We start from the raw sequence: 25,544 nt of genomic DNA, 5'->3' as shown, positions 1-25,544 counted from the left end.
TAAGTAGAGTGAATTTGAGGGAAAAAATGTCATTTGTCTAATCGAACGGCATATACTATTTCCTGTTCATGTTCAAGTAGTGGAAACAACAAAATTAGAGGAGGTTTACTTTGAATTCATCATTAAAGAAGTACACAGCAGAATTTTTGGGAACGTTTATTCTCGTTCTATTCGGGTGCGGCTCAGCTGCTACAGCTGGAGGGAATCTTGGTTACTTGGGGATTGCGTTTGCCTTCGGGTTATCGATTGTGGCTTTAGCTTATGTGATTGGCCCGATTTCGGGGTGTCACATTAATCCAGCCGTCTCCTTCGCTATGCTGCTTACCCGGAAGCTGTCTGGGAAGGATTTTATTGGTTATGTCATCTCGCAGCTTATCGGTGGTTTTGCAGGGGCCGGGCTTCTGTACGGGATTATTCATTCAACAGGCAAATCTGTGACTAATCTGGGGCAAAATGGTTTTGGCGCTGGATACGGAATCGGAATTACCGATTTGATGGCCATCGTGGTGGAAATTGTGTTAACGTTTGTATTTATTTATACGATTCTAGGCGTTACTTCTTCCGCTAGCACTAGCGCGATTGCAGGACTTGTGATTGGTTTGACGCTTACTTTTGTACATATTCTCGGCATTGGCTTAACAGGAACATCGGTTAATCCAGCGAGAAGTCTTGGACCTGCAATCATCTTGGGCGGCACGGCATTTACTCAGGTGTGGGTATTCATTCTTGCGCCATTAATCGGGGCGGCGCTTGCTGCCGGGGCCTATAAATGGTTAAACAGTGGTGTGAAAAACAGTTGAGTTAATATGGAGCGAAGAAGAGGGGCTGCCTCAAACCATGAGGCAAGCCCCCCCCCCCTAACGAACTCCACAACCTTTATTTGATTGAAATCGCTCCTTCTGAAAATCTAACGAATCCCCGAAGTGTTATTCCATCCAAATGATCTCCATTCCGCCTAAATTCTACTCGATAACGTTAAATGAGTTCATTATTTCTTCAAAGTAGCCATTTTCCCCTGTATAAGCATCATACAGTTCATTAGAATTGCAGATGAGTTGGCGACGACTCATCAGATTAATTGTGCGGGGAGGCGGCGCTTGGCGGCATGGAGGTTTGGTGTTGTCTTGGCGCGAGTGCTTCTCGGCGACCCGGAGTTTCGGCGGTGCCCAGCGCCCGGAAGGCCCGATTGTACTCGGAGATCGGTAGGCCAAGCACTGCCCAGATCTGCCTGTTAACGCTGTTATCCAACTTGCGGTTACCTCTCTAACCACAGATACTGAGGCCGTCGAATAAGTCAATGAACCATGAGGCAAGCCGCCCCCCTAACGAACTCCACAACCGTTATTTGATCAAAATAACTCCTTCTGAAAATCTAACGAATTCCCGAAGTGTTATTCCATCCAAATGATCTCCATTCCGCCTATAATCTACTCGATAACGCCAATTCAGTTCATTAGATTTTCAAAGTAGCCATTTTCCCCTGTATAAGCATCATACAGTTCATTAAAATTGCAGATGAGTTGGCGACGACTGAGCAGATTAATTGTGCGGGGAAGCGGGGCTCGGCGGCATGGAGGTTTGGTGTGTTGTGTGGTGAGGGCTGTGCTCGGAGGCAAGGCAGATTAATTGTGCGGGGAAGCCGTGCTTGGCAGCATGGAGGTTCGGTGTGTAGTTCTGACTCGAGCAATTCTCGGCGACCCGGAATTTCGGCGGTGCCTAGTGCCCAGAAGGCCGGATTGGTCTCAGAGGTGTCGTGCTGCGGGTGGGACCGTGGTAGAGGTTCTCTCCGGAGACCAGTCAGGCTTAGCACAATCCAGCACTGCCCGCAACACAGTCTTCCAAAACCGCAGCCTCTCTAACCTCTTTTGGTTGTGCCATCGTAGAGAAAGCAGTAAAGTTGAACATCATTTCCATAATATTACACATCGTCCTGGTGCAAGCGCCTCCATATACTGGAAGATAGCAACTCATTTTATCTATCCATTGGAGGTATGAAAGGGTTATGTTGAAGTTGAAACGTTTGCTTCTCATTTGGATGGCGATATTGCTCATGCTGCCTTTCCAGAGTCATGCTCACGCGGCGGAAGGGCCTGTTCGGAATGAAACAGGGGCTCTTGGTTCATCAGGTGGGGCGACAACTTATGTGAAAATAAAAAATAAATGGCAGAGCAATTATTTGTATGAAGACCGCGAAGGCGTGATTCGTTACGGGGTGACGAGTTTAGCGGATCAAAGCGCTCATTGGGTTATTGAAGATGTGCCTGGTAACAGCGGTTACAAACGGATTCAAAATCGTTCGACAGGTCATTACATGATGATGGGAAATTCGCCTGTCAGAAGAGATGCGCTTCGCAGCGCAGCCGTATCCGTGAGCACAGCAGCTGATCAGTGGCAGTTCCGTAACGGGACTAGCGATCGATTTATCACGATGCGGAGTGTAACAGATCTTACGCAGGATTTTTTTATTCATGAAGAAGATCAGCTCGGATTTGCGCAAGTCAGCAGCGATATTAACGCGGCATTCGATAGTCCCCAGTGGCAGCTTGAACCGGTTACGGACGAGGTGCCTGTAAGAATTTCCAACTTGTACAGAGAAGGGAAATACCTGCTTGAGGATCAGGAAGGTATTATTAAATTTGCCAAGCTGCCTATGGAAGACAGAAGCAGCTACTGGATCGTGGAGCAAGTAAAGGATGGCGAAAGCGGCACGCGAATCGTCAGGTTGAGAAATCAGCAAACGGGACATTACATAACGCAAGGAACGCTATGGGCACCGATTAAAGGTCTTCCTCTGACCAACACGACCAAAAACCAATGGATAATGGCTAAGGGAACGTCGGAGGGCTTACTGACCTTCAGTAATGTTTATGCCAAAGGAACCGATCGCATCCCCGGTGATACCGATGAGATTGATGCCGGCAGTCAAACTTATGTGTTGAATACACAATTCGAAGATACATCAGCTCGTTCGAACAATTGGTCTGTTCTGGACCGTGCCAACGCGCAGTGGCGCATCGAGCTGGTTTCGGAGAACAAGCCCGTTCGTATAGCGAATTATACGAAGGAGCAAGTGAGTGATAAGTACCTTTTCGAAGAGCATGGCATTGTGAAATACGGCGCTTTGGCAGCAGGAACCGTTACAGGCGCAGTGTATCAATGGGTTGTGGAAGATTTCAATGGAAAGAAGCGTATCCGCAATGTAGGCACCGGTCATTACATGACGGAAGCGAATGCCGCACTGCCTGGCAGTCCTTTGCAGAGCTTGGATGGCGCAAGCGGATTGGCGGTCGGTCAATGGTCGATAGCAGCGTCCAAACAATATGATGACTATGCGACGGTACAGAGTGTAGTTTATGCGAATAGTTATTTGCATGTTATGAATGGTCTTGGATTCGCACAGTCCAGTCCGGTGAACCCGGACGCTGATGCCGCACAGTGGCTTTTCGAAGACCCATCGGTCATCGCTGGAGTTGAACAGTTCGTGCAAATTACAAATGCCTGGAATTCCCTGACTTTATTCGAAGATCAAGATGGGAATTTGAAATACGGCAATGTTCAAGAGGACGATCAGCGCGCGCATTGGGTGATTGAGAAGTTCGCTGGACGCAAGCGGATTAAGAATCGGGCCACAGGCCATTTTATCAATATGGAACATCCGGTGAATGGTCATTTGCGGGTGACGCCTGTGGAGGATGGCTGGAAGAGCGCGATTTGGGTCATTGAAACGATTAATGGAAATACGAAACAGATTCACAGTGTAAGTGATCTGAATCAAGATCCCAATCATCAGAAATTTATCAATGTGCAAAATGTAATCAAATATGCGGAATACAGCGAAATTCCCGCTGCCTGGCAAAGCAAGAATTGGCGCTTCGTACCGGTCTCAGAGGGAGTTCCGAAACCAGTTCGCTTTAAAAATAAAGCAACAAATCAGTACCTCTACGAAGATGGCAGTCATTCGCTTAAATACGGGGATAAACCCGCTAGCGATCTAGCTTCCCTATGGTTCCTGAATCCATCGCAGAATGACGCAACTTATAAATATTTGGTGAATGCCCAGACTGGATACGGGGTTACATTGGAAAATGTGGTTCCACATATTGACCAAGATTCACCGCCTGACGCTTTGATTACTTATCAAACGATAGCGACTAATTGGGCTAGCGCGAATTGGAGTATTGAGCAGTCCAGTGTTCCTGGTTATGTAACTTTCAAAAGCGGATGGACGAAAGCCCATTACATCTATGCAGATGTGAACACGCAGGACTTCAAAGTAAGTAAAGTGAAGGGCAATACGGATAGCGCCTTATTTGCTGTAGAAACCGTAACGTTGCCGCCACAGCTCCCATTCGGACAGAAGCGAATTAAGAATGTAGACAATGGAAAATATCTCTACGAAAACAACAGAGGGATTGTGATGTACGGCTCATCTGCTGTGAACGATGGCTATTCGTACTGGATCATCGAGTCTGCTGATGGGGTGCAGCGTTTCAAAAACGCGGTGACAGGTCACTATATGACCATGAATACTGCCTATGAATTCATTGCTTCCCAAGCCAGCGGCGACGCCCAAACCTCGCAATGGATCATTGAAGACATCGCCGGTGCAGGCAAGTTCTGGATTCGCAGCAACAATGGGGCTTTCAGCGATGAGTATTTAAATGTGGTGAACAACGCAGGGTACCCGGAAAGAGGATTATTCGCCCGCAATGCTGGCGGCAATGAGAAGAAGCTGCAATGGATGTTCGAGGAGGCTAAGCTGCCGTTCATTGTGCCGGATCAATCGGAGGTTCGCAATGACAACACAGCCACACCTGTTATCGATGATTCCAATTTTATTCGGATTCGCAATAAAGCGACACATGGACTTATTCAGGAATCACAGGGGGTGTTGTCGAGCGTTGCAAACGTTGATGGTGAGGCATCTGCCAGCACGCAGTGGCTTCTTCAGGACTACAATGGACATAAGCTGCTCAAGAACAGAGCAACAGGTCATTTGCTGCAAGCAATTAGCGGGACAGATGGCGTTGTAAGCAGTACCACGGATGTCCCGAATTTGAACAACCAATGGGTTGTGGACGATTTTCTTGGCTATAAGCAGATTAGAAATACAGGCAATGCACACCATTTATTCGGTGAGGCCTCATCCGTCAAACATGGTGAAATAGAGGGGCGGCTTGATTCCGCGCAATGGCTTTTTGAGCCCGTAATTGGTGATGCCGTCTACGAGGCCGAGAGTGCTTTTGTTGGCGGTGGCGTTGTGGTGGCAGCGGATGCTGCGTCTTTCACTGGTACCGGATATCTCGACCAATTCGCGACTGTCGGGGCTAAAGCGATATTGGCTGTGAATGCGCAAGAAACTGCAGCATATCAAGCAACTATTCGGTATGCAAATCCAACGGCTGCGAATCAAACACTAACGCTTGTGGTCAATGGTTTGAAAATCAAGCAGCTAATCTTGTCCGCGACATCTGGTTGGCAGGATGTGGAAGTGACGCTCCCCTTGCGTGCTGGTTACAACTCCGTTTCATTTGAATTTTTGGCTGGTGACAGCGGTCATGTGCTGCTGGATCGCTTGACTGTGCATAATGCCGTGAACAAACCTTATCGTGGGGCTATTGAGCCTTATACGACATATGAAGCTGAGTTTGGCCGGACAAACGGCAAATTGATCGGACCATCCCGAGTTTACAGAGAACTCGCGACGGAAGCGTCCGGCCGGCAAGCGGTGCAATTGGAGCAAAACGGACAGTTTGTCGAATTCCAATTAGCTCAAAAAGCCAACTCGCTCGTCCTGCGTTATTCGCTTTCCGATAGCGCGGATGGAGCGGGCATGGATGGCAAGTTGGGTCTTTACATCAACAATGTGAAAATAAAAGATCTGGATTTAACTTCGCGTTATGCTTGGGAGTACGGCAACTATCCGTGGTCCAACGATCCAGGGCAAGGGAGTGCTCATCGCTTTTTTGATGAGATTCATGCTTTAATCGGTCAGGTGCAGGCTGGTGACACGATTAAACTCCAAAAAGATGATGGCTCCAGTGTCAGTCCTTATGTCATCGACTTGATTGAGTTGGAACAAGCGCCAGAGACGGCATATCCGATGCCAAGCGGATTCCTCTCAATAACGGATTATGGCGCTGTAGCGAATGACGGGCAGGACGATTCACAAGCCTTGAAGGATGCGATAACTGCTGGCAAGGCGCAGCACAAAGGCGTTTGGATACCAGCAGGTGTATTCAATCTTGCCAATGACCATGGCAGCATTGACGCTGCCCTAAAAGACGGCGAAGAAGATACCACCCAGTTATTCATCTTGGATGACATTACCATTCGCGGTGCGGGGATGTGGTATACAACGCTGAAGGGCGCTAAGTTTTTCGCCAACGGCAGCCGCATCAGCGTGTATGATTTGACCATTGACGGTGAGCTTAACGTACGTAGGGACGATGCGCATACGAATGCTTTTGAAGGCGCGTTCGGCACCGGATCCACGGTTCAGCATGTCTGGATCGAACACACCAAAACAGGCATGTGGATTGCCAGACCTCAGCTTGCCTATGGGTTAAACAGCAACAACTACACCAATGAGTTCTATGTAGGCGGTTTAAGAATGCGCAATCTTATGGCAGATGGCATTAACTTTAGCACGAATACGAAGAACAGCATGGTGGAGCAGTCCAATGTGCGCTATGCTGGGGACGATGGACTGGCGATGTGGTCTACGGTCATCAAAGGCGCTTATCCGGATGATTTCACGGAAAATAATACATTCCGCTTTGACACGGTACAACTGCCTTGGTTGTCTAATAATATGGTCGTGTTCGGCGGTAAAGACAACAAAATGACTGATAATATTTTGAAAGATACCATTGGCTTAGGCGGCGGTATTGCGGTCTCTACACGCTTTAGTCCGCTTACACCGTTCCGTGGAACAACCCGCGTGGAACGCAATACACTCATTCGCACAGGCAGTCGTGATGCAGGACTGAACAGCAACTTTGGAGCGATTTGGGTTTATGCGGATACGAAAGCGATCGATAGCGACGTGCTTATTCAAGACAATGTCATGCTGGATAACACCTACCAGGGCATTTCGATCCAAGGAACATCACCTGTAAGCAAAGTGCTCTTCAAAAATAATGTGATCGACAAAGCAGGTACGAATGGATTGGAAGCAGCGAGTACGATAACGGGATCTGTCCAAGTAGACAATGTCATTATTCGTGGTGCTGGAGTTCAAGATGTGGCCAATAGTGCGGGGACGAATTTGACCCTTGTGGAAACAGGAAATGGTTTCTCCAGCACACATCCTGAAACGCCGATCATTCCTAATCAACCGGGTCAAAGCTCCGGAGGTGGGGGATCGATAGCAGCACCAATTGTCGTGAAGATCGATGACAAAGTGCTAAATGACGCTATTGCGAATAAGCAACAATTAATTGAGATTTCGAGTGGATCGACCAACGCGACTGTAGAAATCGAAGTGACGCTTGCTTCCTTGTTAAAAGCAGCAGCCAAACTGCCAGGGGCTCATGTTATTTTCAAGCATTTGGATGTGAGTTACGAACTGCCTTTAGACATTTCCAAACTGCTAACTGTTGAACAGCTTAATTTGCTGCAGTCAGCAGGCGGTATTCTTAGAGTGACGATAGAGAAGGTATCCGAGGCAGAGTCGAACAAGATTAAACAAAGCGCTATTGACCACAAGAGTCAACTGCTTGGCAATCCGGTTCGATTTGAAATAACCCTTGTTAGCGGTGGTCAAACGATCTCATTGAATTATTTTGGTGATAGCTATGTTACACGTACCTTGAAGCTTGAAGGTTCCGTCGATGGGGCGACTACAACAGCGGCTATCTATCAACCTGAGAACGGTGAGTTCCGTTACGTTCCTGCCGTATTCCGTAAGGATAACGGGCAAACGCTGGTTACCATTCACAGCACAAGCAACTCCATCTACACCGTTATTCAGCAAAAGCGTTCTTTTGCCGATCTTGCTGGTCATTGGGCGCAAAAAGACATTGAGCTGCTCGCTTCGAAGCTCATCGTTAATGGCCAAACAGATGCCCTCTTTGCACCTGATCAGGCGGTTACGAGAGCCGAATTCTCGGCACTTCTAGTTCGTGCTCTTGGCTTGACGGCAAGTACGGCTGGCAGTTCCCGTTTTGGTGATGTCAAGCCTGCGGACTGGTATCATGAAGCTGTCCAATCAGCAGCCCAATTCAGACTTGTCAGCGGGTACGATGACGGCACCTTTCGGCCGAATCAATCCATTTCGCGCGAAGAGATGGCTGTCATGGTTACACGCGCCTGGAAGCTTCGGGCAGGAACGCCTGGAGATTTAGCATCGCGGGATCTCTCCGCCTACACAGATGCCTGGGCTATCAGCACTTGGGCCAAGGAAGCTGTGGCCCAAGTCGTATCCAACGGCATTATCCAAGGCAAATCAGCGACCATTCTTGATCCGGGCGCGAATGCCACTCGCGCAGAGGCGACTGTCATTTTGCAGCGTTTGCTGCTGCTTATGAAATTGATGTAGTGTGCGTGTTCGAGTGATCACCCGATTTGAGAGGGAAACGTCGGAATAAGTGATCTACGTTCCGCGAGAGTGCGGCATAATGAGAGGAAAGGACCGTCAGGATTGCCCTGGCGGTCCTTTTTCTACAACGGCAACCGCAACGGCAACCGCAACCGCAATGGCAACGGCAACCGCCACGGCAACTACAACGGCAACGGCAACCGCAACCGCAACTGCAACTGCAACGGCAACGGCAACTGCAACGGCAACCCAACCGCAACGGCAACCGCAACCGCAACCGCAAACAACCTAGCCGCAGGCTGGGTTGTTCTTCGAAGACGAAGATAAGTGCTTCTCCTACCCGCCACCAGCGGGGAAAGGAGCATAAGTAGCCAAAAAAGAGCAGAGATCCCGGCAAAGCGACGCTAACGAACTGCAAACGCGCTAAGTGGGAGAACAGCGAGCTCACTGATCTAACGAACTGCAAACATGTTAAAAGGGAGAAAATGGCCTCGCAATTTTTCTAACGAACTCAAGCGGTGCTAAAGCGTTACTTAGGAGCGGAAAAGTCAGCTTTTGCGTGGAATAACGTCACTCCAGTTCTTAATTTCTTAAAATGAGCCAATTTTGGTCATATAAGGGGTATTGAGTTCATTAGGCGCGCCAGACACCAATTCAATAGAGTTTACGTCACATTTGGCTGAACGCCGACGCGGACTCCGCGAGCCAAAAAAGAGCAGAGATCCCGGCAAAGCGACGCTAACGAACTGCAAACGCGCTAAGTGGGAGAACAGCGAGCTCACTGATCTAACGAACTGCAAACATGTTAAAAGGGAGAAAATGACCTCGCAATTTTTGTAACGAACTCAAGCGGTGCTAAAGCGTTACTTAGGAGCGGAAAAGTCAGCTTTTGCGTGGAATAACGTCACTCCAGTTCGTAATTTCTTAAAATGAGCCAATTTTGGTCATATAAGGGGTATTGAGTTCATTAGGCGCGCCAGACACCAATTCAATTACGGCACATTTGGCTGAACGCGGACGCGGACTCCCTGAGCCAAAAAAGAGCAGAGATCCCAGCAAAGCGACGCTAACGAACTGCAAACGCGCTAAGTGGGAGAACAGCGAGCTCACTGAACTAATGGCTCATTGATCTAACGAACTGCAAACATGTTAAAAGGGAGAAAATGGCCTCGCAATTTTTCTAATGAATTCAAGCGGTGCTAAAGCGTTACTTAGGAGCGGGAAAGTCAGCTTTTGCGTGGAATAACGTCACTCCAGTTCGTAATTTCTTTAAATGAGCCAATTTTGGTCATATAAGGGGCATTGAGTTCATTAGGCGCGCCAGACACCAATACTGTCACCTCCCATATATCAGACACAATAAACGTAATATTAAACCTGTTCAGCGCCACATGTTGTACACTAGAATAGGATTGATGCATAAAAGAATGACGAGGTGGCCGCATGGTTAATATTTTGGTTGTGGATGACGAACCGATGATTTGTAAAGGCGTTGCTACCATATTGAAGCAATCGAAGCTGGATATTGGGGAAGTATTCATCGCGTATAACGGATTTGAGGCGTTGGATTTTATTCATTTAGAGAAAATTGATCTGGTGTTCACGGATATCCAAATGGAGAAAATGAATGGCATTGAGCTCATTGAAAATATATTTATGGAAGATCCGTCGATTCCAATTGTTATTTTATCCGCTCATGGGGAATTTGAATATGCCCAGAAAGCGATTCGTTTCGGCGCTAAGGAGTATTTGGTTAAACCGATCACGCCGCCTCACCTGGTCAATGTAGCTGCGAAGCTGCTGAAGGAGAAGGAAGAGAAGCAGCAGCATTTCTCCAATTGGGAAGGCAGCGGCGGTCTGCCGGAGCATATTTCACTGGAGCTGAATTATTATCTGAATGAGCTTGTAACCAGCACCCTGCATGCTTCCGAAGTGCCGGCCATTATGGAGAAGCTGGGAAATCGCATGACAGGAAGCTTCTATAGCATGCTGGTGATCAAGTTATCGCTCAGCCGGGGCGGTATCCACGATGAGGAAATCGCCACGCTCAAGGATCGCAGTTTGTTGAAATATGCCGCTTTGAATATCATCGAGGAGACAGCCAAGCAGTGGTGTCATCTCTTGTTCAACACGCATAATTCAACGTTTTCGCTGCTGATGCAAATCCCAGAAGAGGAGAATCGGGGAACCCAGAGCATTAACCAACTCCTGATGGTGGCCCAAATGATTCATACCAATTTGCAGAAATACGTCAACGTCAAATGTCAGATCGGGATCAGCCGGATTCGCGAGGGTGTGACGGAGTGGCCAGTTATTTATCAGGAAGCGACGGAGAGTTTGGCATGGAGCGAGACCAATAAAGGGCACTACATGTTCTACATTGATGATATTGGCAAAACAACGAATGAACAGAATTTATCCAACACGCAAGTGGATGAAGCGAACAATCGCATTGTTTATGAAACTAAAACCTATATTGAAGGTCACTTCAGCAACAAAGGCCTCAAGCTGCAAGATATTGCGGATGCGGTTCATTTGAGCCCGAATTATTTAAGCTATTTGTTTAAAAGAGTGATGGGGATCAACATTTGGGACTATGTTACCCAGCTGCGCATGGAGAAAGGCAGACAATTAATTCTCACCACGGATAAGCGCAGATACGAAATTTCTGAGGAAATCGGTTACGAATCGCCGGAACATTTTAGCAAAATTTTCAAAAAGCATTTTGGCATGAATATTTCCGAAGTGAAGCAAACGGGACCGTAACATGTGACATGATTAGCGTAATACCACACATCGCCTGTCAAGTCCGTTCCCTTTATAATCGAAATTGTAGCAGCAAACTTATAAGGTAACGATTGAAAGGGGAACTACACATGAGAAAAAGAAACGCTTCTGCACTAGGCGCAATTGCGCTCACGGTCCTATTGGCCGGATGCGGCACGAACTCAACCACCACGACAACAAGTCCTAGCCCGGCAGCAACGGCGGGGAGCACAACCGCAGCTACAACCGTTCCTGCGGCCAAGAAGGTGACGATTACAGCACAAGGCTTCAAGCCGGATCAAAAGGAAAAAAATGATCAATTAGATCAGCGTATCACCCGCTTCAAAGCCAAGTTCCCGACGGTCGATTTCAAGAAGGATGACTGGCAGTACAATCCGCTGGAAATTGGTATCAAAATGGCCTCGAACAGTGCCCCAACGGAATATACAACGTATGCAACAGAGGGGAAAGTGCTTGTCGACAAGAAATGGGTAGCCGATATTACGGATTCTATCAATAGCTGGGAACACGCCAAGGATATGAATGATCTACTGTCCAAACCATTTGTCGTGAACGGTAAAACGTATGGTGTGCCAATCGATGGCTACGTGATGACGATTACGCTTAATAAGAAATTGTTCAAAGAAAAAGGCGTGGATCTTCCGCCTATGGATTGGACTTGGGACGATCTGTTGACAGCGGCCAGAAAAATCAATGATCCAGCCAAGGGCATTGCCGGTTTCATCCCAATGGGGAAAGGTCCTGAGGCAGGCTGGAACTGGACGAATTTCCTTTATGCCGCAGGCGGGGATGTTCAAAAGCTTGATAATGGCAAAGTCGTTGGACTATTTAATTCCGAAGCTGGTTTGAAAGCGCTTGAATTCTACAAAAAACTCAAGGATGAAAACTTGATCCCGCAAAACTGGGCGCTTGGCTACGGGGATGCTTTGAATGCCTTCTCGCAAGGTCGCGGTGCGATGGTCATGTGCGGAAGCGGCAATGCAGCAGATACAGCCATTAACGAGGGCGGCATCAGCAAAGAGGATCTTGTTGTCTACCCAATGCCTTCCATTACCAAAGGCGGTAAACATACAGGCGTGCTTGGCGGCAACTACCGTGTTATCAATCCAAAAAGCGATAAAGACCAACAGCAAGTCGCGTTCAAATGGATTACAGATGAGTACTTCACAGACGATTTCTTGAACTCCACGAAGAAGGAAATCGAAGATCGCAAAGGCAAAAATCGTGTTTACATCCCGCAACCGATCAACTACTGGAAGGATTCTTCCGATTTCGGTAAAAAATACACGGATTTGTTGGCTAAATACGATAACGTTTTCAAATATGATCCGCAATTGATCAGCCTTTGGGACGGTAAACCAGAAGCTCAGTACGAAGCGCAAAAGTACTACACAGAGCTCGCTAACGTGATTCAAAAAGTGTTCACAACAAAAGATGTTGATTTGAAAAAGACACTGGAAGAAGCTTCCAACAAAGTTCAAACCGAAGTTTTTGATAAAGTGAAGGTCGAATAAGGACGGGAACAGCGGATCTAAGCCGTTTACCGGTTTAGGTCCGATTTTATAAGGAGTGTTCAAGATGGAGACAGAGCTGAGCGTAAGACCAATTGCAGCCCAGCGTGCTGCCAAGAAGAAAATGAACTGGTATTTATGGGGAACGCTGTTTATCCTTCCGGAGATTGTGTTGTTTATTATTTTTCTATGGGTGCCCATCTTCAAAGGGATCTTTTACAGCTTTTATACGATTGATTTCGTGGATGGCAATCATTTTATTGGGCTGGACAATTACGTAAGCATCTTCAAAGACAGCCTTTTATTTACTTCGATAAAAAACACCCTGTATTATATGATTTTAGGTATTGTACTCGGTTTCTGGATACCACCATTAATTGCGATCATTATCACTGAATTGAAATGGTTTCAGGGAGCAGCTCGCATTATCGGTTATTTGCCAAGCGCGGTTCCGGCTATTGTGCTTTATGGGATGTGGCAGTGGTTTTTTGATGCTGTAGGCCCAATCAACAGTCTTCTGCAGACAATTGGCTTATCCAAAATTGAATTCTTCAGCCCCAAGATGGCTACGATTTCAATTGTTTTGTTGGAAACGTGGCAAAATTTCGGCTCAGCAACGCTCATCTATATTGCGGCTGTCGTCGGCATCCCGAGAGATGTGTACGAAGCGGCTGAGATTGACGGCGCCAGCGTGTGGCAGCGGATTCGCCACATTACTTTGCCGAGCATCAAAACGTTGATGATGCTGCTTTTGCTGCTCCAAGTGATCACAACGTCACAGAACTTCCAGGCGCAATTGTCCATGACGGACGGAGGACCTAACAACGCGACACTGACGTATCTGCTGTGGATGAACCATACCGCATTCCGCGATCTTGATTTTGGCAAAGCGAGCGCGATGGGGAGCTTGATGTTCTTCTTCCTAGTGTTGTTGTCCGTTATCTACAACTTGATGCAGCGTAGGGGGGAAAAGGCATGAAGCCAGCAGATCGGGGCATTATTTCGAATTATGATATGAAAAAGGGGACTGTCAGAGTCGGCTACTTCTTGATGATTCTGATCATGATCGCGATTGCGATTACGACGCTGTATCCCTTCTTTAATACGTTCTTTGGTTCTCTCAAAACGCGGGAAGAATTTTTCTCCTTTCCACCAACCTTTTTTCCGAAAAACTGGATTTGGACGAACTACAAAGATGCCTGGAGCGGGTTCGATCTGCCGCTGCTGACCTTCTTGAAGAACACCATCTTCATTTATGTGGGCAATGTTGTGTGTTCACTGCTGTTGATCGGATTAGCCGCGTACGCGCTTTCTCATCTGCGGGTTCCTTTCAAGCGAATCATCACGCTTTTCTTTTTCTCCACATTATTGATCCCGCCAGCAACCTATATCGTTCCTAACTTCCTGAATTTGCAAAGCTTAGGGATGATTAATACGTACTGGGCTTTCTGGCTGCCAGCCGCAGCGAATGCCTATTTCATGCTGCTGCTCAAAAACTTCTTCGATGGTATCCATAAAGAAATCCTGGAAGCTGCCCGAATCGATGGTGCAAGCGAGTTTAGTTCATTTATCCGGATCGCAGTTCCGCTCTCTACGCCTATCATTGGTACGCTGTTGATGTTAACTTTTTCGACGACATGGAATGAGTTCTACTGGTCCAGCATTGTGATGACCGAGAAGAGCATGTATCCGCTCGCGACAGGGATTTACAGATATGTGATTTATTCTACGTCGGTCATTCCATGGAGTGTGCGATTCGCGATTTTGACCATGGCGATGGCGCCGCCGATCCTTTTTTTCCTTATTTTCCAAAAGTTTATTATTCGCGGTTTATCCGTGTCCGGAGTGAAAGGGTAAGGCAAAGAACGCCCCTCAGAATGTCTATTCTGAAGGCGTTCTCTTTGGCGTAAAGGAGAATGCTTCCGTTATAGCGAAGCTAGATGTACAGGGCTTGGCACGGATCGCCATCTCCGATGATTTGGTTTGAAAGGAAGGTATGCCCACATGCTGAACAGGCTGCGAAATATGAACCTGATGAAAAAGTTGATCGTTCTGCTGATTCTATTCGTCGTTATTCCAATCTTGGTCCTGGATTTGCTTGTCGCCAAGAAATTGGAATCGATTACCGAAGAACAAGTAGGCAATGCCTTGCTGCAACTGGTGGAGGGCAGTCATCTGACATTGGATCGTGAAAGCAGCGATTTTGATGAAAAAACAGAGAAGATTATGATCTCGCAGGAGATCCAGTCGTTGGTCAGTATTTCAACCTCGTCAGAGTACGAACGATTTGAGACGTTTAAGGCGCTGGACAAATACTTGAGCAATTATTCGACGAATGCCGTGCGCTATTCGCTCTTTTTTTCAGATACCGATAAGCAGTACTCTTTTGTGCCTAATTCCGACTTGCTGAATAATGGTATTTTTTATTCGACGAATCTGAATGCGCTCTCTTGGTTTAAGGAAGTCAGTCAAGCCAAGGGCAAAGGGGTTATCAGCGTAATTGATAAATTCGGATATAATCCCTACAACCAACAAACGGTGGCTTATTTGCGGCAATTGAACAGCATATATAACGGCGAGGGCGTCATCGGCTATTTGGCTGTGTCCGGTATCGAAACGCCGCTGCAGATGGATTTTACTCCCTTCGATCGCTATGCGGATGGGGAAGTGATGATGCTGAAAAATGACAATACTGTCCTTGCCACGAACACGGATAGATTCCCGATAGGCGCCAAAGCCTTTGTGCCTGCGGACAAAACGGAAGGTGTGTATAAGCTCAAGGAGGCCGATGGCGTCGAATTCATGTGCGTGCTGCATACGAGCGAAAACACGAATACAAAGCTGCTTATGCGCGTGCCGGTTCAGTCTATTATCAGCGATCACATCAGTGTACAGCGTCTTGTTGATCTCATTATGTTTATCTATTTCTTGATTTTGATTTTGGCCAGTATGTACTTCATCCAGTCGATCCTGAAGCCGATATCGCGACTGGCGCGGATTACGAATTCGTATCATCCAGGCAGACCGCTGGCGATTGCCCTGCACTCAGATAGCAAGAATGAGATCGTGCTGCTGAATAATCAATTTATCCGCATGACGGATCGCTTGAATCAGACTATTTATGATCAATATGAGCTCGAATTGAAGCACAAGGAGATTGAATTATCCATACTCCACACGCAAATTAATCCTCATCTGCTGTACAACACGCTGGAATCGGTGTATTGGCATACCCTCATGGAAGGGGCCTCGGAGTCAGCGGAGATGATTAAAGATCTGTCGCTGATTATGCGCATCGGGCTTAGCAAAGGGAAGCTGCTCATCCCTGTTATGGAAGAAATGAATCATGCGGAGGCTTATGTTCGTTTGCAGTTGTTCCGGTACGAATATGCTTTTCAGGTGCATTGGGATATGCAAGAGGAGGCCAAGCACTATTTGATTCCCAAAGTAATCCTCCAGCCGATTATCGAAAATGCCATTCTGCATGGGATTAAAAATATGAGTCAGGACGGAGAACTATGGATTAAAGTGCGCAAAGCGGACGAGAGACTTATAATCAGCATTGAAGACAACGGGTATCGTCAAGCGAATGTTGAGATGCTCAATGCAATCTTGAAAGGCAAGGAAAACAGTCGCGGCTTCGGTATTATTAATGTGCAAAAGCGGATTCAGCTGCACTTCGGCGAGCATTATGGCCTGCATTACTCTCTAAGGGAAGGGCAAGGCGTGCGGGCATGTCTTGTGCTTCCGGCTTTAACGGATGAGAGCGGACTGAAATAGCCCCTTAGCCAATGAAGTCACAATCGCTTCGATATACGCTTTTTCATGGAGTTAGGAGCCTCAGGAGGCTCTCATCTCCATGAAAATCATTAATTCTGCGGCAACCCAGGCTCCGGATGATCCTCCGAACGCCTATCCTGGCTGTTTTCTGTGACCTCAACAAAATTATCAACGGTATCCAGAACCTGGCTTAACTGCCACCTGCTGAATACAATTCGGTCGGAGAACTCGGCGTTATATATGCTTTCTTGTTTGCTAATTTTAAAACCACGGTAATTTTCATAGATCGTTCTCATACTGATCTCTCCCTCGCTTTGGTGTATCTCTTAAACTACCACCAATCACTGCATTTTGGTAGAGGTGTAAAATGATAGAAATTGTCTTCTTTTGATGACGACAAATTAGTCCAGATTAGTTGAATTTCTGCATGGATGTCGATAATTGGTGTGCGGAATGCCAAATAGAGGATTTGCCCAATCCTTATCTTTCTGCATTCCCACGGTTGACAATTATTGGGCGGGGGTGCTACAATTCATTTACATTCATAAAACCAAGTAAACTCATTGGAATTTAACAATATTTGATCTAATCTAATTCTGACCGGAAAACCGGAAGCGTGGATGCTACTATCCATGCTTTTTTTATCTAAAAAAACGGAGGTGTAATTCATGGGACTCTTATTGGACTCCATTAAACTGCTTAATAAACAAGCCGCGATTACCGATTTGGCACTTGAACATACATGTATACAAAAGGCGATATCCCAAAAACGACAAGGCACAGCATCGGCAGTGTCAACGATTCCAAAAGGTGGTTATGCCAAATGAACAGTACGAACATTTCCTATAATGACGTTCCCGTTGTCGTGAACCTGATCGGCACGGATATGAAGCTGATCCCGTCCTTATTGTCCGCATTGAAACAAAATAAGATCACGTTAGCCTCAATCCAGCATGCACCGCACCAAATTGATCTGTTCAGCTCGGAGGCGCTGCTGTACTCAGATGAGGGGGATACCTACAGGATTCCCATTTTTTAATAGTAATCATGGAACCATGCCATCTACAAAACCAGACAACTGGAGGTGCATTATCCTAAAAGGGATGGATGTGCCTCCTTTTTAATTGTGATTGTTTATTAGTATAGGAGGAAATGTCATGAGAATCGAGTGGACTTTTTCAATGAATCAGCCTTGGACGATCGATCGTGTCTTGGATTTTGTGAGCATAGCCAATCGCTATTCGTGCCAAATTTATGTAGGGTCGCAGGGGAAAATGCTGAATGCCAAAGGCTTGCTGGGCATTGTTTCGCTAAGCTTGTCGCTTGGCGCCAAATCAGCGATTCTGCTGCAGTTGGACGGAGCGGATGCACAGGAAGCTTTCGAACAAGTATCCATTCACTTGCAAAGTGGTGAGCGCCTGAGCACAAACGTCTTATCACATAGTTCGTAGTCGCTTAACCGAGAGAGGAAGATTAGCAGGCATGAACATCGAAAACATTGAAGCATTCGTCTATGTCATCCATTTTAACAGCTTCAACAAGGCAGCGGATGCATTGTTCTTATCTCAGCCTTCGGTAACGGCCCGAATTCAATCCTTGGAGCGGGAATTAAATACACTGCTTTTTGAACGAGAAGGCAGGAACTTTTCGATTACGGACAAAGGCAAGCAGTTCTTGCCCTATGCGCAGCAAATTCTTCAAACGTATAAGAAGGGAAAGCAGCAGTTGCTCAACTTGAATGCCGCCCCCAATGAGCTGAGAATAGGGAGCACGGTTTCGGTTTCCAACTATGTCATCCCCGATATTCTTCCGATTATCAAAAAGAAGTATCGCAATCTTCAAATTAAACTAACGACAGCCCCGACAGAGGTTATTCTAGAAAAGCTGCTTAATAAAGAACTTGATATCGGTTTTGTGCGCAATGTGACGCATCCGCATGTCGATTGTACGGGATTCTATGAGGACCCGATCCGGCTTTTCGTGCATCAAGGACATCCCTTTGTGGGTAAAGAGCATATTACGATTGAGGACGTAAGCCGTGAAGCACTTGTCTTTTTTGAATGCGGTTCATTGGACTGGATGAAAATTCACCGATTATTCGCGGCATTGGATCATCCGCCCAATATCGATTACCAGATCGATAATTTGGAGACCGCCAAGAAGCTGGTTGTCAAAGGGATGGGCATATCCTTCTTGCCTAATCTTTGTGCGCGCAAAGAAGTAGAGGAAGGCTTGCTTGTGCCGATCCATGTTCCTGCGCTAGGCGGGTTATCTTTGCGTACGAACCTTATTTCCCTCAAAGAATCAGCCGTTGACTTCTCGCCGGTCTGTTTGGACGCAGTCAAACAAATCATTTAGCCAAATAGGCTTGCATAGAACATTTCTATCTTACAATAGAACAACCTAATACCAAATTGACCGCTCTTAGGAGCGGTGTTACAGTAAGTACTAATACCGACAAAACCAATTGGAATTATAGATTATTGTTTGTGAGGGGGGACGATGTGGGTATTCGATTAAGTATTCTGGATCAATCTCCAATCGCGGAACATCAAACGTCTGAGGATGCTTTTCAACAGACGATAGAATTAGTGAAGCAAGCGGAAGCGCTCGGGTATCATCGATTCTGGGTGTCTGAGCATCATGACTCCGAGACCGTTGTGGGCTCATCGCCAGAAGTGCTCATTTCCTACTTATTAGCTCAAACACATTGCATTCGGATTGGCTCGGGCGGTGTCATGCTGCAGCACTACAGCCCCTATAAAGTGGCAGAGAACTTCAATGTGCTTGCTTCTCTGGCGCCGGGCAGAGTGGATTTGGGAATTGGCAGAGCACCGGGAGGGCTGCCCCGATCGACGCAGGCATTACAGCAAGAATTCACAGGCCAAGGTCCAACCCTGGCCGAGAAAATCGGGCTGTTAAATCAATATATCCATCATTCACTAGATGAAAATCATGAATTTTATGGCGTCAAAGCAGCGCCCCAACCCGACGAGCCCGCCCAACTATTCTTGTTGGGAGGAGGAGGCACAAGCACGGAGCTGGCTGCCAGCCTCGGGATCCCTTATGTGTTCGCACAATTCATTACAGGGGACGAATCGATCATTGAACGATCCTTTACCTCGTACCGGGAGCATTTCTCGGCTGATGCAGTCGCGAAGCCGCAGGCATTGCTAGCTGTATCGGTGATTATCTCAGATACCGATGAAGAAGCCGAGGCGCTTGCCGCAGGTATCGTTAATACGAAAGTTCATCTGGCAAGCGGCCGCAGCGTGACCGTCAAAACGGCCGAGCAAGCCGAGGAATTCGGCAAACAGTCCGGTGAGCCTTATACGATCGAGGAGAAACAAGCGAACATTATTCACGGCTCCAAGGAGACCGTTAGAAAGAAACTGCTCCATTTGCAAGAGAAATATGAGTTAGATGAAGTGATCATTACGGTTGCCATGAAGGAATTCAAAGAAAGACTGCGTGCGATTGTTCTTTTGCAAGAAGCATTCTCGGAACAGACTGTCTAACCATTGAGGAGGAATTACAATGTCCAAAACAAAACAATTGAAACTCGGCGCCATAATTCATGGTGTTGGAGGTAATATGTCATCGTGGAAGCATCCTGAAGCTGTTGTTGATGCCAGTGTGAACTTTCCCTATTACAAGCAGCAAGCCGAGAAAGCGGAAGCTGGTAAATTTGACCTCCTATTTATCGCAGATGGATTATTCATTAATGATAAATCGATTCCGCACTTTCTCAATCGGTTTGAACCGATCACCATTTTATCCGCATTAGCGGCTGTAACTTCCAAGATAGGGCTAGTCGGAACCTTATCGACTTCCTATAGCGAGCCTTTCACAGTGTCCAGACAGTTTTCATCCTTAGATCACATCAGCAGCGGCAGAGCTGGCTGGAATGTCGTGACTTCACCGCTTGAAGGCTCTGCGCTCAATTACAATAAGAAGCTTGAGGAGCATCCCGATCATCCGAAGCGCTACCGGATTGCTTCCGAATATTTGCAAGTGGCCAAAGGTTTATGGGATTCCTGGGAAGATGACGCATTTGTGCGAAATAAGGAATCAGGCGTCTTCTTCGATCCTGAGAAACTTCATCGCTTGGATCATAAAGGAGACTTCTTCTCAGTACAAGGTCCGCTGAATATCGGAAGATCCAAACAGGGCAGACCGGTTGTTTTCCAAGCAGGCTCTTCGGAAGATGGTAAAAATCTAGCAGCCAAAGAGGCTGACGCGATCTTTACCGGACATCCGACAGTGGATGACGCCAAGCGGTTCTATGACGATGTGAAAGGAAGAGCGGCAGGTTTCGGCCGTAATCCGGATGAAATCGTTGTGATGCCAGGTATCGGACCTATCATTGGTGCGACGGAGGAGGAGGCGGAACGCAAATATCAGGAAGTCGCCAATCTGGTGACGATTGAAGAAGCGCTTGCTTATCTCGGAAGATATTTCGAGCATCATGATTTTACGCAATATGAGGTCGATGCGCCATTCCCGGATCTAGGCGAGCTAGGGAAGAATAGTTTCCAGAGCACAACGGACCGCATTAAGCACAATGCCAAAGAGCAAGGGCTTAGCTTGCGTCAAGTTGCTTTGCAAGCGGCAACGCCTCGTCCGCTTTTCATCGGCACGCCAATTCAAATTGCCGATCGCATTCAAACGTGGTTTGAGAGCGGAGCAGCAGACGGCTTTATTGTGGGTTCAGGCGTTCCGAACGGGCTGAATGATTTTGTGGATTTGGTCATTCCGATCTTGCAAGAACGCGGCATTTATCGGACGGAGTATGAAGCCGATACGCTTCGCGGCAATCTGGGCCTGCCGTATCCAACAAACCGTTATGTGAAGGAAAAAGTAACGCACTAATATTTTAATTCCGACTTATTCGATAAGCATAGTTTAGAGGGGGAGTCAGCATGGGAAAACAAAGGAAATTAAAGCTAGGAGCTAATATAAGCGGTGTCGGAAACAGTATGTCACTGTGGAGACACCCAGACGTTGCGAATGATGCCAGCGTGAATCTGGCTTACTATCAGCAGCAAGCACAAATCGCAGAAGCGGGAAAATTGGATTTTGTGTTCATCGCTGACGGTTTGTATATCAATGAGCATTCGAATCCGCACTTTTTGAATCGCTTCGAACCGCTGACTATCTTGTCTGCACTTGGGGCGGTGACGTCCCATATCGGGTTGGTCGCTACGTTGTCGACTTCCTACAGCGAGCCTTTCACGGTTGCCAGGCAGTTCTCATCCCTGGACCATATCAGTGGAGGGCGCGCCGGATGGAACGTAGTTACATCTCCGCTGGAAGGCTCCGCCCAGAATTTCGGCAAAGGCAAGCACCCGGACCATGCGCTGCGTTACCGTATTGCTGAAGAGTATGTGCAAGTAGTGAAAGGTTTGTGGGATTCGTGGGAAGATGATGCTTTCGTGCGAGATAAGGAATCCGGTGTTTTCTTCGATTCTTCCAAGCTGCATACGTTGAATCATAAGGGAGAATTCTTTTCGATTCAGGGTCCATTGAATATTGCTCGTTCAAGGCAGGGGCATCCCGTTGTGTTTCAAGCCGGTTCGTCGGAATCCGGTAGAGATTTGGCGGCCAGAACTGCCGAAGCCATCTACACGGCACATGAAACTATTGAAGAAGCGCAGCAGTTTTATCAGGATATCAAAGGGCGGGCAGCCGCTTATGGGCGAAATCCGGATGAAATCTTGATCTTTCCAGCTTTTAATCCCGTTATCGGACGAACGCAGGAGGAGGCGGAACGCAAATATCAGGAGGTTGCGGATCTGGTCACGATCGAGAGTGCGCTCGCCTATTTGGGCCGCTATTTCGAGCATCACGACTTCTCGCAATATCCGCTGGATGAGCCGTTCCCTGACTTGGGCGACTTAGGAACGAACAGCTTCCGAGCCACGACGGATAAGATAAAAAGTGAAGCGAAGGAGCTTGGTCTGACGCTTCGTCAAGCAGCGCTTAGAGCGTCGACGCCAAGAGGTGCTTTTGTAGGCTCAGCGGAAACGATTGCCGACTTGGTGGAAAAGTGGTTCACGGAAGAAGCGGCAGATGGGCTGGTCATTCGCACGACGATTCCCCAAACCCTGAATGATTTCGTGGAGCTCGTCGTCCCGATTCTGCAAGAGCGGGGCATCTACCGCACGGAATACGAAGCAGATACACTGAGAGGCAACTTAGGCATCTCAGTTCCTGCAAATCGCTATGCCAAAGAGACTGTACAACAATAGAGGGTGAAAACCTACATAGGGGAGTGTTTGATTTTGAAGAGAGCAAAGGGTTGGGTCAAGGTAAGTACGTTTGCTTTAGCGATGATAATAGGATTAACTGGATGCGGTTCAACGAATAATGGCGATGGGAAGTCAGCTGAGCCAGGGAAACAAGAAGCCAAGCAAGCAGCAGTCGTAGGTGGGGACCTAACCTATGCGTTAGCCACTTCGCCGGATTCCTTGGATCCTCATCGAAGCGGTCTTGCCGTAGCGGTTCGGGTGCTTCGAACGATCTATGACAGCTTGGTTGTACAGCTTCCCGATGGTTCGATTAAACCATGGCTTGCCACGGAGTGGACGACAGCCCCGGATGGTCTCAGCTATACGTTCAAACTGCGCAAGGATGTGAAATTCCACGATGGCACGCCGTTTACGGCAGAAGCTGTTAAGTTCAGCTATGATCGTATCTTGGATCCGGCTACCAAAGCTGCTAATTCTGTAGCTCTGATTAAGCCGTACAAATCGTCCGAAATTATTGATGATTATACGATAAAAATTAACCTGGAAACGCCGTCCAGAGCCTTCCTCGGCAATTTAAGCCAAGCGCTATTAGGGATTGTATCCCCAACATCAGCCAAGAAGTTCGGCGACCAGTTTGGCAAAAACCCGGTAGGATCAGGGCCGTTTACCTTTGTGAAATGGGAGGAAAATGCCACGATTCAAGTGAAGCGCAATCCAGTTTATGCCTGGGCGCCTGAACTTGTAGAGAACAAAGGGAAGTCGTATTTGGATCAAATTACGTTCAGCATTGTGCCGGAAGAAGCGACGCGGGTCGGCAGTGTGCAAAGTAAACAAGTATTAGCCGGTGAGACCGTGCCTCCACAGAACATTGTTTCCCTGAAATCGGATACGAGTGTGCAGGTTCATCAAGTTAATACGACAGGATTACCCTACACCTTGTTTATTAATCAACGTAAAACACCTTGGAATGATGTCAAAGCCAGACAAGCTCTGCAAGCGGCAATTGATGTAGACGCAATTGTGAAAACACTGTATTTGGGCACTTATCCACGTTCTTGGTCACCGCTTACTCCAGGAGTTATCGGTTATGATGCCTCATTGGAAAACGGTATTAAACCAGACGTAGCGAAAGCAAGTAAGCTTCTCGATGAGCTTGGGTGGGTCAAAGGCACGGACGGCGTTCGTGTGAAAGACGGCAAAAAATTAACCTTGCACTATGTCGATGGCTCGCCGAATCGCGAGAAACGCAATGATATTGCGGTCATAATCCAACAACAATTGAAACAAATCGGCGTCGTCGTTGAAGTAGAAATTACCAAAGATACAGCCAATGTGGTTTACACCAAAGGGGACTATGACATTTATGGCAATAGTCAGGTCAACACGGATCCGAATGCGTTATATGCGTTTTATCATACTGGTGACCCCAAAGCCCGTCCAACGCTGCCAGGCCTCGCTGATCCGCAAGTGGACAAATGGCTGGAACAGGGGGCCATTGAGCCTGACGATAAAAAGCGTGTAGAACTGTATAAACAAGTTCAAAAAGCGATTATTGATCAAGCTGTGATCATTCCGATCTATGTATTCCCGTATACCGTAGCCGCATCCAAAACAGTTAAAGGTCTGAAGTTTGATCCGCTCGGATATCCACTCTTCAATGATACGTTTATCCAAAAATAACGAAATGAGGCGTTTATCTCGATGGCCAGGATCATAACAGAGAGGCTGATTGTTTCCTTGCTAGTCATTCTCGGTTCCTTAGTCCTTGTTTTCTGTATCCTCTATCTGCTTCCGGGAGATCCGGTTCTATCTATGATTGATCCCTCTTCCATGACGCCGGAGGCGATAGCGAATCTAAGGAGCCAGCTAGGCTTGAATGAGCCGTTCTATGTCCAATTTGGCCATTATGTCTTCTCCATGCTGCATGGAGATTTCGGCAAGTCATTGTTGAATAGTGAACCTGTTTTGCCCAAAATACTCAAGCATCTGCCTGCGACACTGGCCTTAACATTGGCTAGCACGTTGATATCCACCGTCTTAGGCGTCGGACTGGGTGTGCTGTCGGCCATTCACCGCAATCGTCTGATTGATGTTGTGGCGCGCATTGTTGGTTTGTTTGGGATCTCGATGCCGACTTTCTGGTCAGGGATTCTCTTGATTCTCATATTCTCTGTTTCCCTGGGATGGTTTCCGGCGATGGGGTCCAAAGGGTTGATCACGCTCGTTCTTCCTTCTCTTGCTCTTGGCTTTGTCGGTGCCGGATTCATCGTTCGGATGGTGCGAAACTCGATGCTCGAGGTTATCAACGAACAATTCATTGTGACCCTGCGGGCCAAAGGGGTATCGGAGAAAATAGTGATGTACCGCCATGCGCTTCGCAATGCTTTAATTCCGGCGATCACGATTATCGGGATTCATATCGGTGATTTGTTGGCAGGTACGGTTGTCATTGAGACGGTGTTTTCTAGACAAGGGATCGGCCGAATCCTTGCGGATGCGATTATGTCCAAAGACTTGCCTGTTGTTCAAGGGGTTGTTTTTTTCTCAGCCATCATCTATGTCTTGGTAAATTTATTAGTCGATATCTCCTATGTGTTCATTGATCCTCGAGTTCGGAGAACACAGTAAGCATACACGGAACGAGACACGGTAAGACACAAGAGAGGAGAATGA

Annotated in this window: 19 protein-coding genes; 17 read left to right on the top strand and 2 right to left on the bottom strand. The window is 47.2% G+C overall.

The genetic code is table 11. The features are described 5' to 3' along the window. Positions 1-110 precede the first annotated feature (110 nt). A complete protein-coding gene (locus IEY34_RS01855) occupies positions 111-800 on the top strand; it encodes an MIP/aquaporin family protein (protein ID WP_189006728.1) in 690 nt (229 codons plus the stop codon). A 162-nt stretch (positions 801-962) separates the two neighbouring features. On the opposite strand, the gene IEY34_RS36455 is transcribed toward IEY34_RS01855, so the two are convergent. Beyond that, positions 963-1,313 carry a hypothetical protein gene (locus IEY34_RS36455; protein ID WP_194455237.1) on the bottom strand — a complete coding sequence of 117 codons (351 nt, stop codon included), beginning with the start codon at positions 1,311-1,313 and terminating at the stop codon, positions 963-965. 689 nt (positions 1,314-2,002) lie between these two features. On the opposite strand from IEY34_RS36455, the gene IEY34_RS01850 reads away from it, so the two are divergent. The 7 genes from IEY34_RS01850 (at position 2,003) to IEY34_RS01820 (ending at position 16,620) form a co-directional block, all read left to right on the top strand. Further along, positions 2,003-8,542 (top strand): S-layer homology domain-containing protein, encoded by a 6,540-nt coding sequence (locus tag IEY34_RS01850; RefSeq protein WP_189006726.1) that lies wholly within the window; start codon positions 2,003-2,005, stop codon positions 8,540-8,542. Positions 8,543-8,621: 79 nt separating this feature from the next. Continuing rightward, the gene (locus tag IEY34_RS01845) at positions 8,622-8,834 is read left to right on the top strand and encodes a hypothetical protein (protein ID WP_189006724.1); all 213 of its coding nucleotides are present in this window, start codon (positions 8,622-8,624) and stop codon (positions 8,832-8,834) included. 1,151 nt (positions 8,835-9,985) lie between these two features. Continuing rightward, the gene (locus tag IEY34_RS01840) at positions 9,986-11,308 is read left to right on the top strand and encodes a response regulator (protein WP_189006722.1); all 1,323 of its coding nucleotides are present in this window, start codon (positions 9,986-9,988) and stop codon (positions 11,306-11,308) included. A 110-nt stretch (positions 11,309-11,418) separates the two neighbouring features. Next, positions 11,419-12,843: an ABC transporter substrate-binding protein gene (locus IEY34_RS01835; RefSeq protein WP_189006720.1), complete on the top strand. Its 1,425-nt coding sequence runs from the start codon at positions 11,419-11,421 to the stop codon at positions 12,841-12,843. 64 nt (positions 12,844-12,907) lie between these two features. Then, complete coding sequence (locus tag IEY34_RS01830; RefSeq protein WP_229757413.1) at positions 12,908-13,819, top strand: carbohydrate ABC transporter permease; 912 nt, start codon at positions 12,908-12,910, stop codon at positions 13,817-13,819. Further along, positions 13,816-14,697: a carbohydrate ABC transporter permease gene (locus tag IEY34_RS01825; protein ID WP_189006719.1), complete on the top strand. Its 882-nt coding sequence runs from the start codon at positions 13,816-13,818 to the stop codon at positions 14,695-14,697. The genes IEY34_RS01830 and IEY34_RS01825 overlap by 4 nt, the downstream gene beginning before the upstream one ends. Positions 14,698-14,844: 147 nt before the next feature. After that, a complete protein-coding gene (locus IEY34_RS01820; protein WP_189006716.1) occupies positions 14,845-16,620 on the top strand; it encodes a sensor histidine kinase in 1,776 nt (591 codons plus the stop codon). Between the two features lie 89 nt (positions 16,621-16,709). Here IEY34_RS01820 and IEY34_RS01815 read toward each other — a convergent pair whose 3' ends face one another. Next, complete coding sequence (locus tag IEY34_RS01815) at positions 16,710-16,916, bottom strand: hypothetical protein (protein ID WP_189006713.1); 207 nt, start codon at positions 16,914-16,916, stop codon at positions 16,710-16,712. A gap of 372 nt (positions 16,917-17,288) precedes the next feature. Between IEY34_RS01815 and IEY34_RS01810 the strand changes: the two genes are divergently transcribed. From IEY34_RS01810 to IEY34_RS01770, 9 genes are all read left to right on the top strand, one after another. Next, positions 17,289-17,447 carry a hypothetical protein gene (locus IEY34_RS01810; protein ID WP_189006709.1) on the top strand — a complete coding sequence of 53 codons (159 nt, stop codon included), beginning with the start codon at positions 17,289-17,291 and terminating at the stop codon, positions 17,445-17,447. Further along, positions 17,444-17,659: a hypothetical protein gene (locus tag IEY34_RS01805; protein WP_189006706.1), complete on the top strand. Its 216-nt coding sequence runs from the start codon at positions 17,444-17,446 to the stop codon at positions 17,657-17,659. The genes IEY34_RS01810 and IEY34_RS01805 overlap by 4 nt, the downstream gene beginning before the upstream one ends. Positions 17,660-17,777: 118 nt before the next feature. Next, on the top strand, positions 17,778-18,071 hold the full coding sequence (locus tag IEY34_RS01800; protein WP_189006703.1) for an HPr family phosphocarrier protein: 294 nt from the start codon (positions 17,778-17,780) through the stop codon (positions 18,069-18,071). A 31-nt stretch (positions 18,072-18,102) separates the two neighbouring features. Continuing rightward, on the top strand, positions 18,103-18,978 hold the full coding sequence (locus IEY34_RS01795) for a LysR substrate-binding domain-containing protein (protein ID WP_189006700.1): 876 nt from the start codon (positions 18,103-18,105) through the stop codon (positions 18,976-18,978). A 146-nt stretch (positions 18,979-19,124) separates the two neighbouring features. Further along, on the top strand, positions 19,125-20,138 hold the full coding sequence (locus tag IEY34_RS01790) for an LLM class flavin-dependent oxidoreductase (RefSeq protein WP_189006698.1): 1,014 nt from the start codon (positions 19,125-19,127) through the stop codon (positions 20,136-20,138). Between the two features lie 19 nt (positions 20,139-20,157). After that, positions 20,158-21,492: an LLM class flavin-dependent oxidoreductase gene (locus IEY34_RS01785; RefSeq protein ID WP_189006695.1), complete on the top strand. Its 1,335-nt coding sequence runs from the start codon at positions 20,158-20,160 to the stop codon at positions 21,490-21,492. A gap of 50 nt (positions 21,493-21,542) precedes the next feature. Beyond that, positions 21,543-22,871 (top strand): LLM class flavin-dependent oxidoreductase, encoded by a 1,329-nt coding sequence (locus IEY34_RS01780; protein WP_189006692.1) that lies wholly within the window; start codon positions 21,543-21,545, stop codon positions 22,869-22,871. An 81-nt stretch (positions 22,872-22,952) separates the two neighbouring features. Continuing rightward, positions 22,953-24,551: an ABC transporter substrate-binding protein gene (locus IEY34_RS01775; protein ID WP_189007070.1), complete on the top strand. Its 1,599-nt coding sequence runs from the start codon at positions 22,953-22,955 to the stop codon at positions 24,549-24,551. 21 nt (positions 24,552-24,572) lie between these two features. Further along, positions 24,573-25,499: an ABC transporter permease gene (locus tag IEY34_RS01770; RefSeq protein ID WP_189006689.1), complete on the top strand. Its 927-nt coding sequence runs from the start codon at positions 24,573-24,575 to the stop codon at positions 25,497-25,499. The last annotated feature ends 45 nt before the right edge of the window (positions 25,500-25,544 follow it).

The sequence above is a fragment of the Paenibacillus marchantiophytorum genome, assembly GCF_014640555.1.
GTDB classification, from domain to species: domain Bacteria; phylum Bacillota; class Bacilli; order Paenibacillales; family NBRC-103111; genus Paenibacillus_E; species Paenibacillus_E marchantiophytorum.
This window is presented reverse-complemented; position numbering and strand designations above follow the sequence as displayed.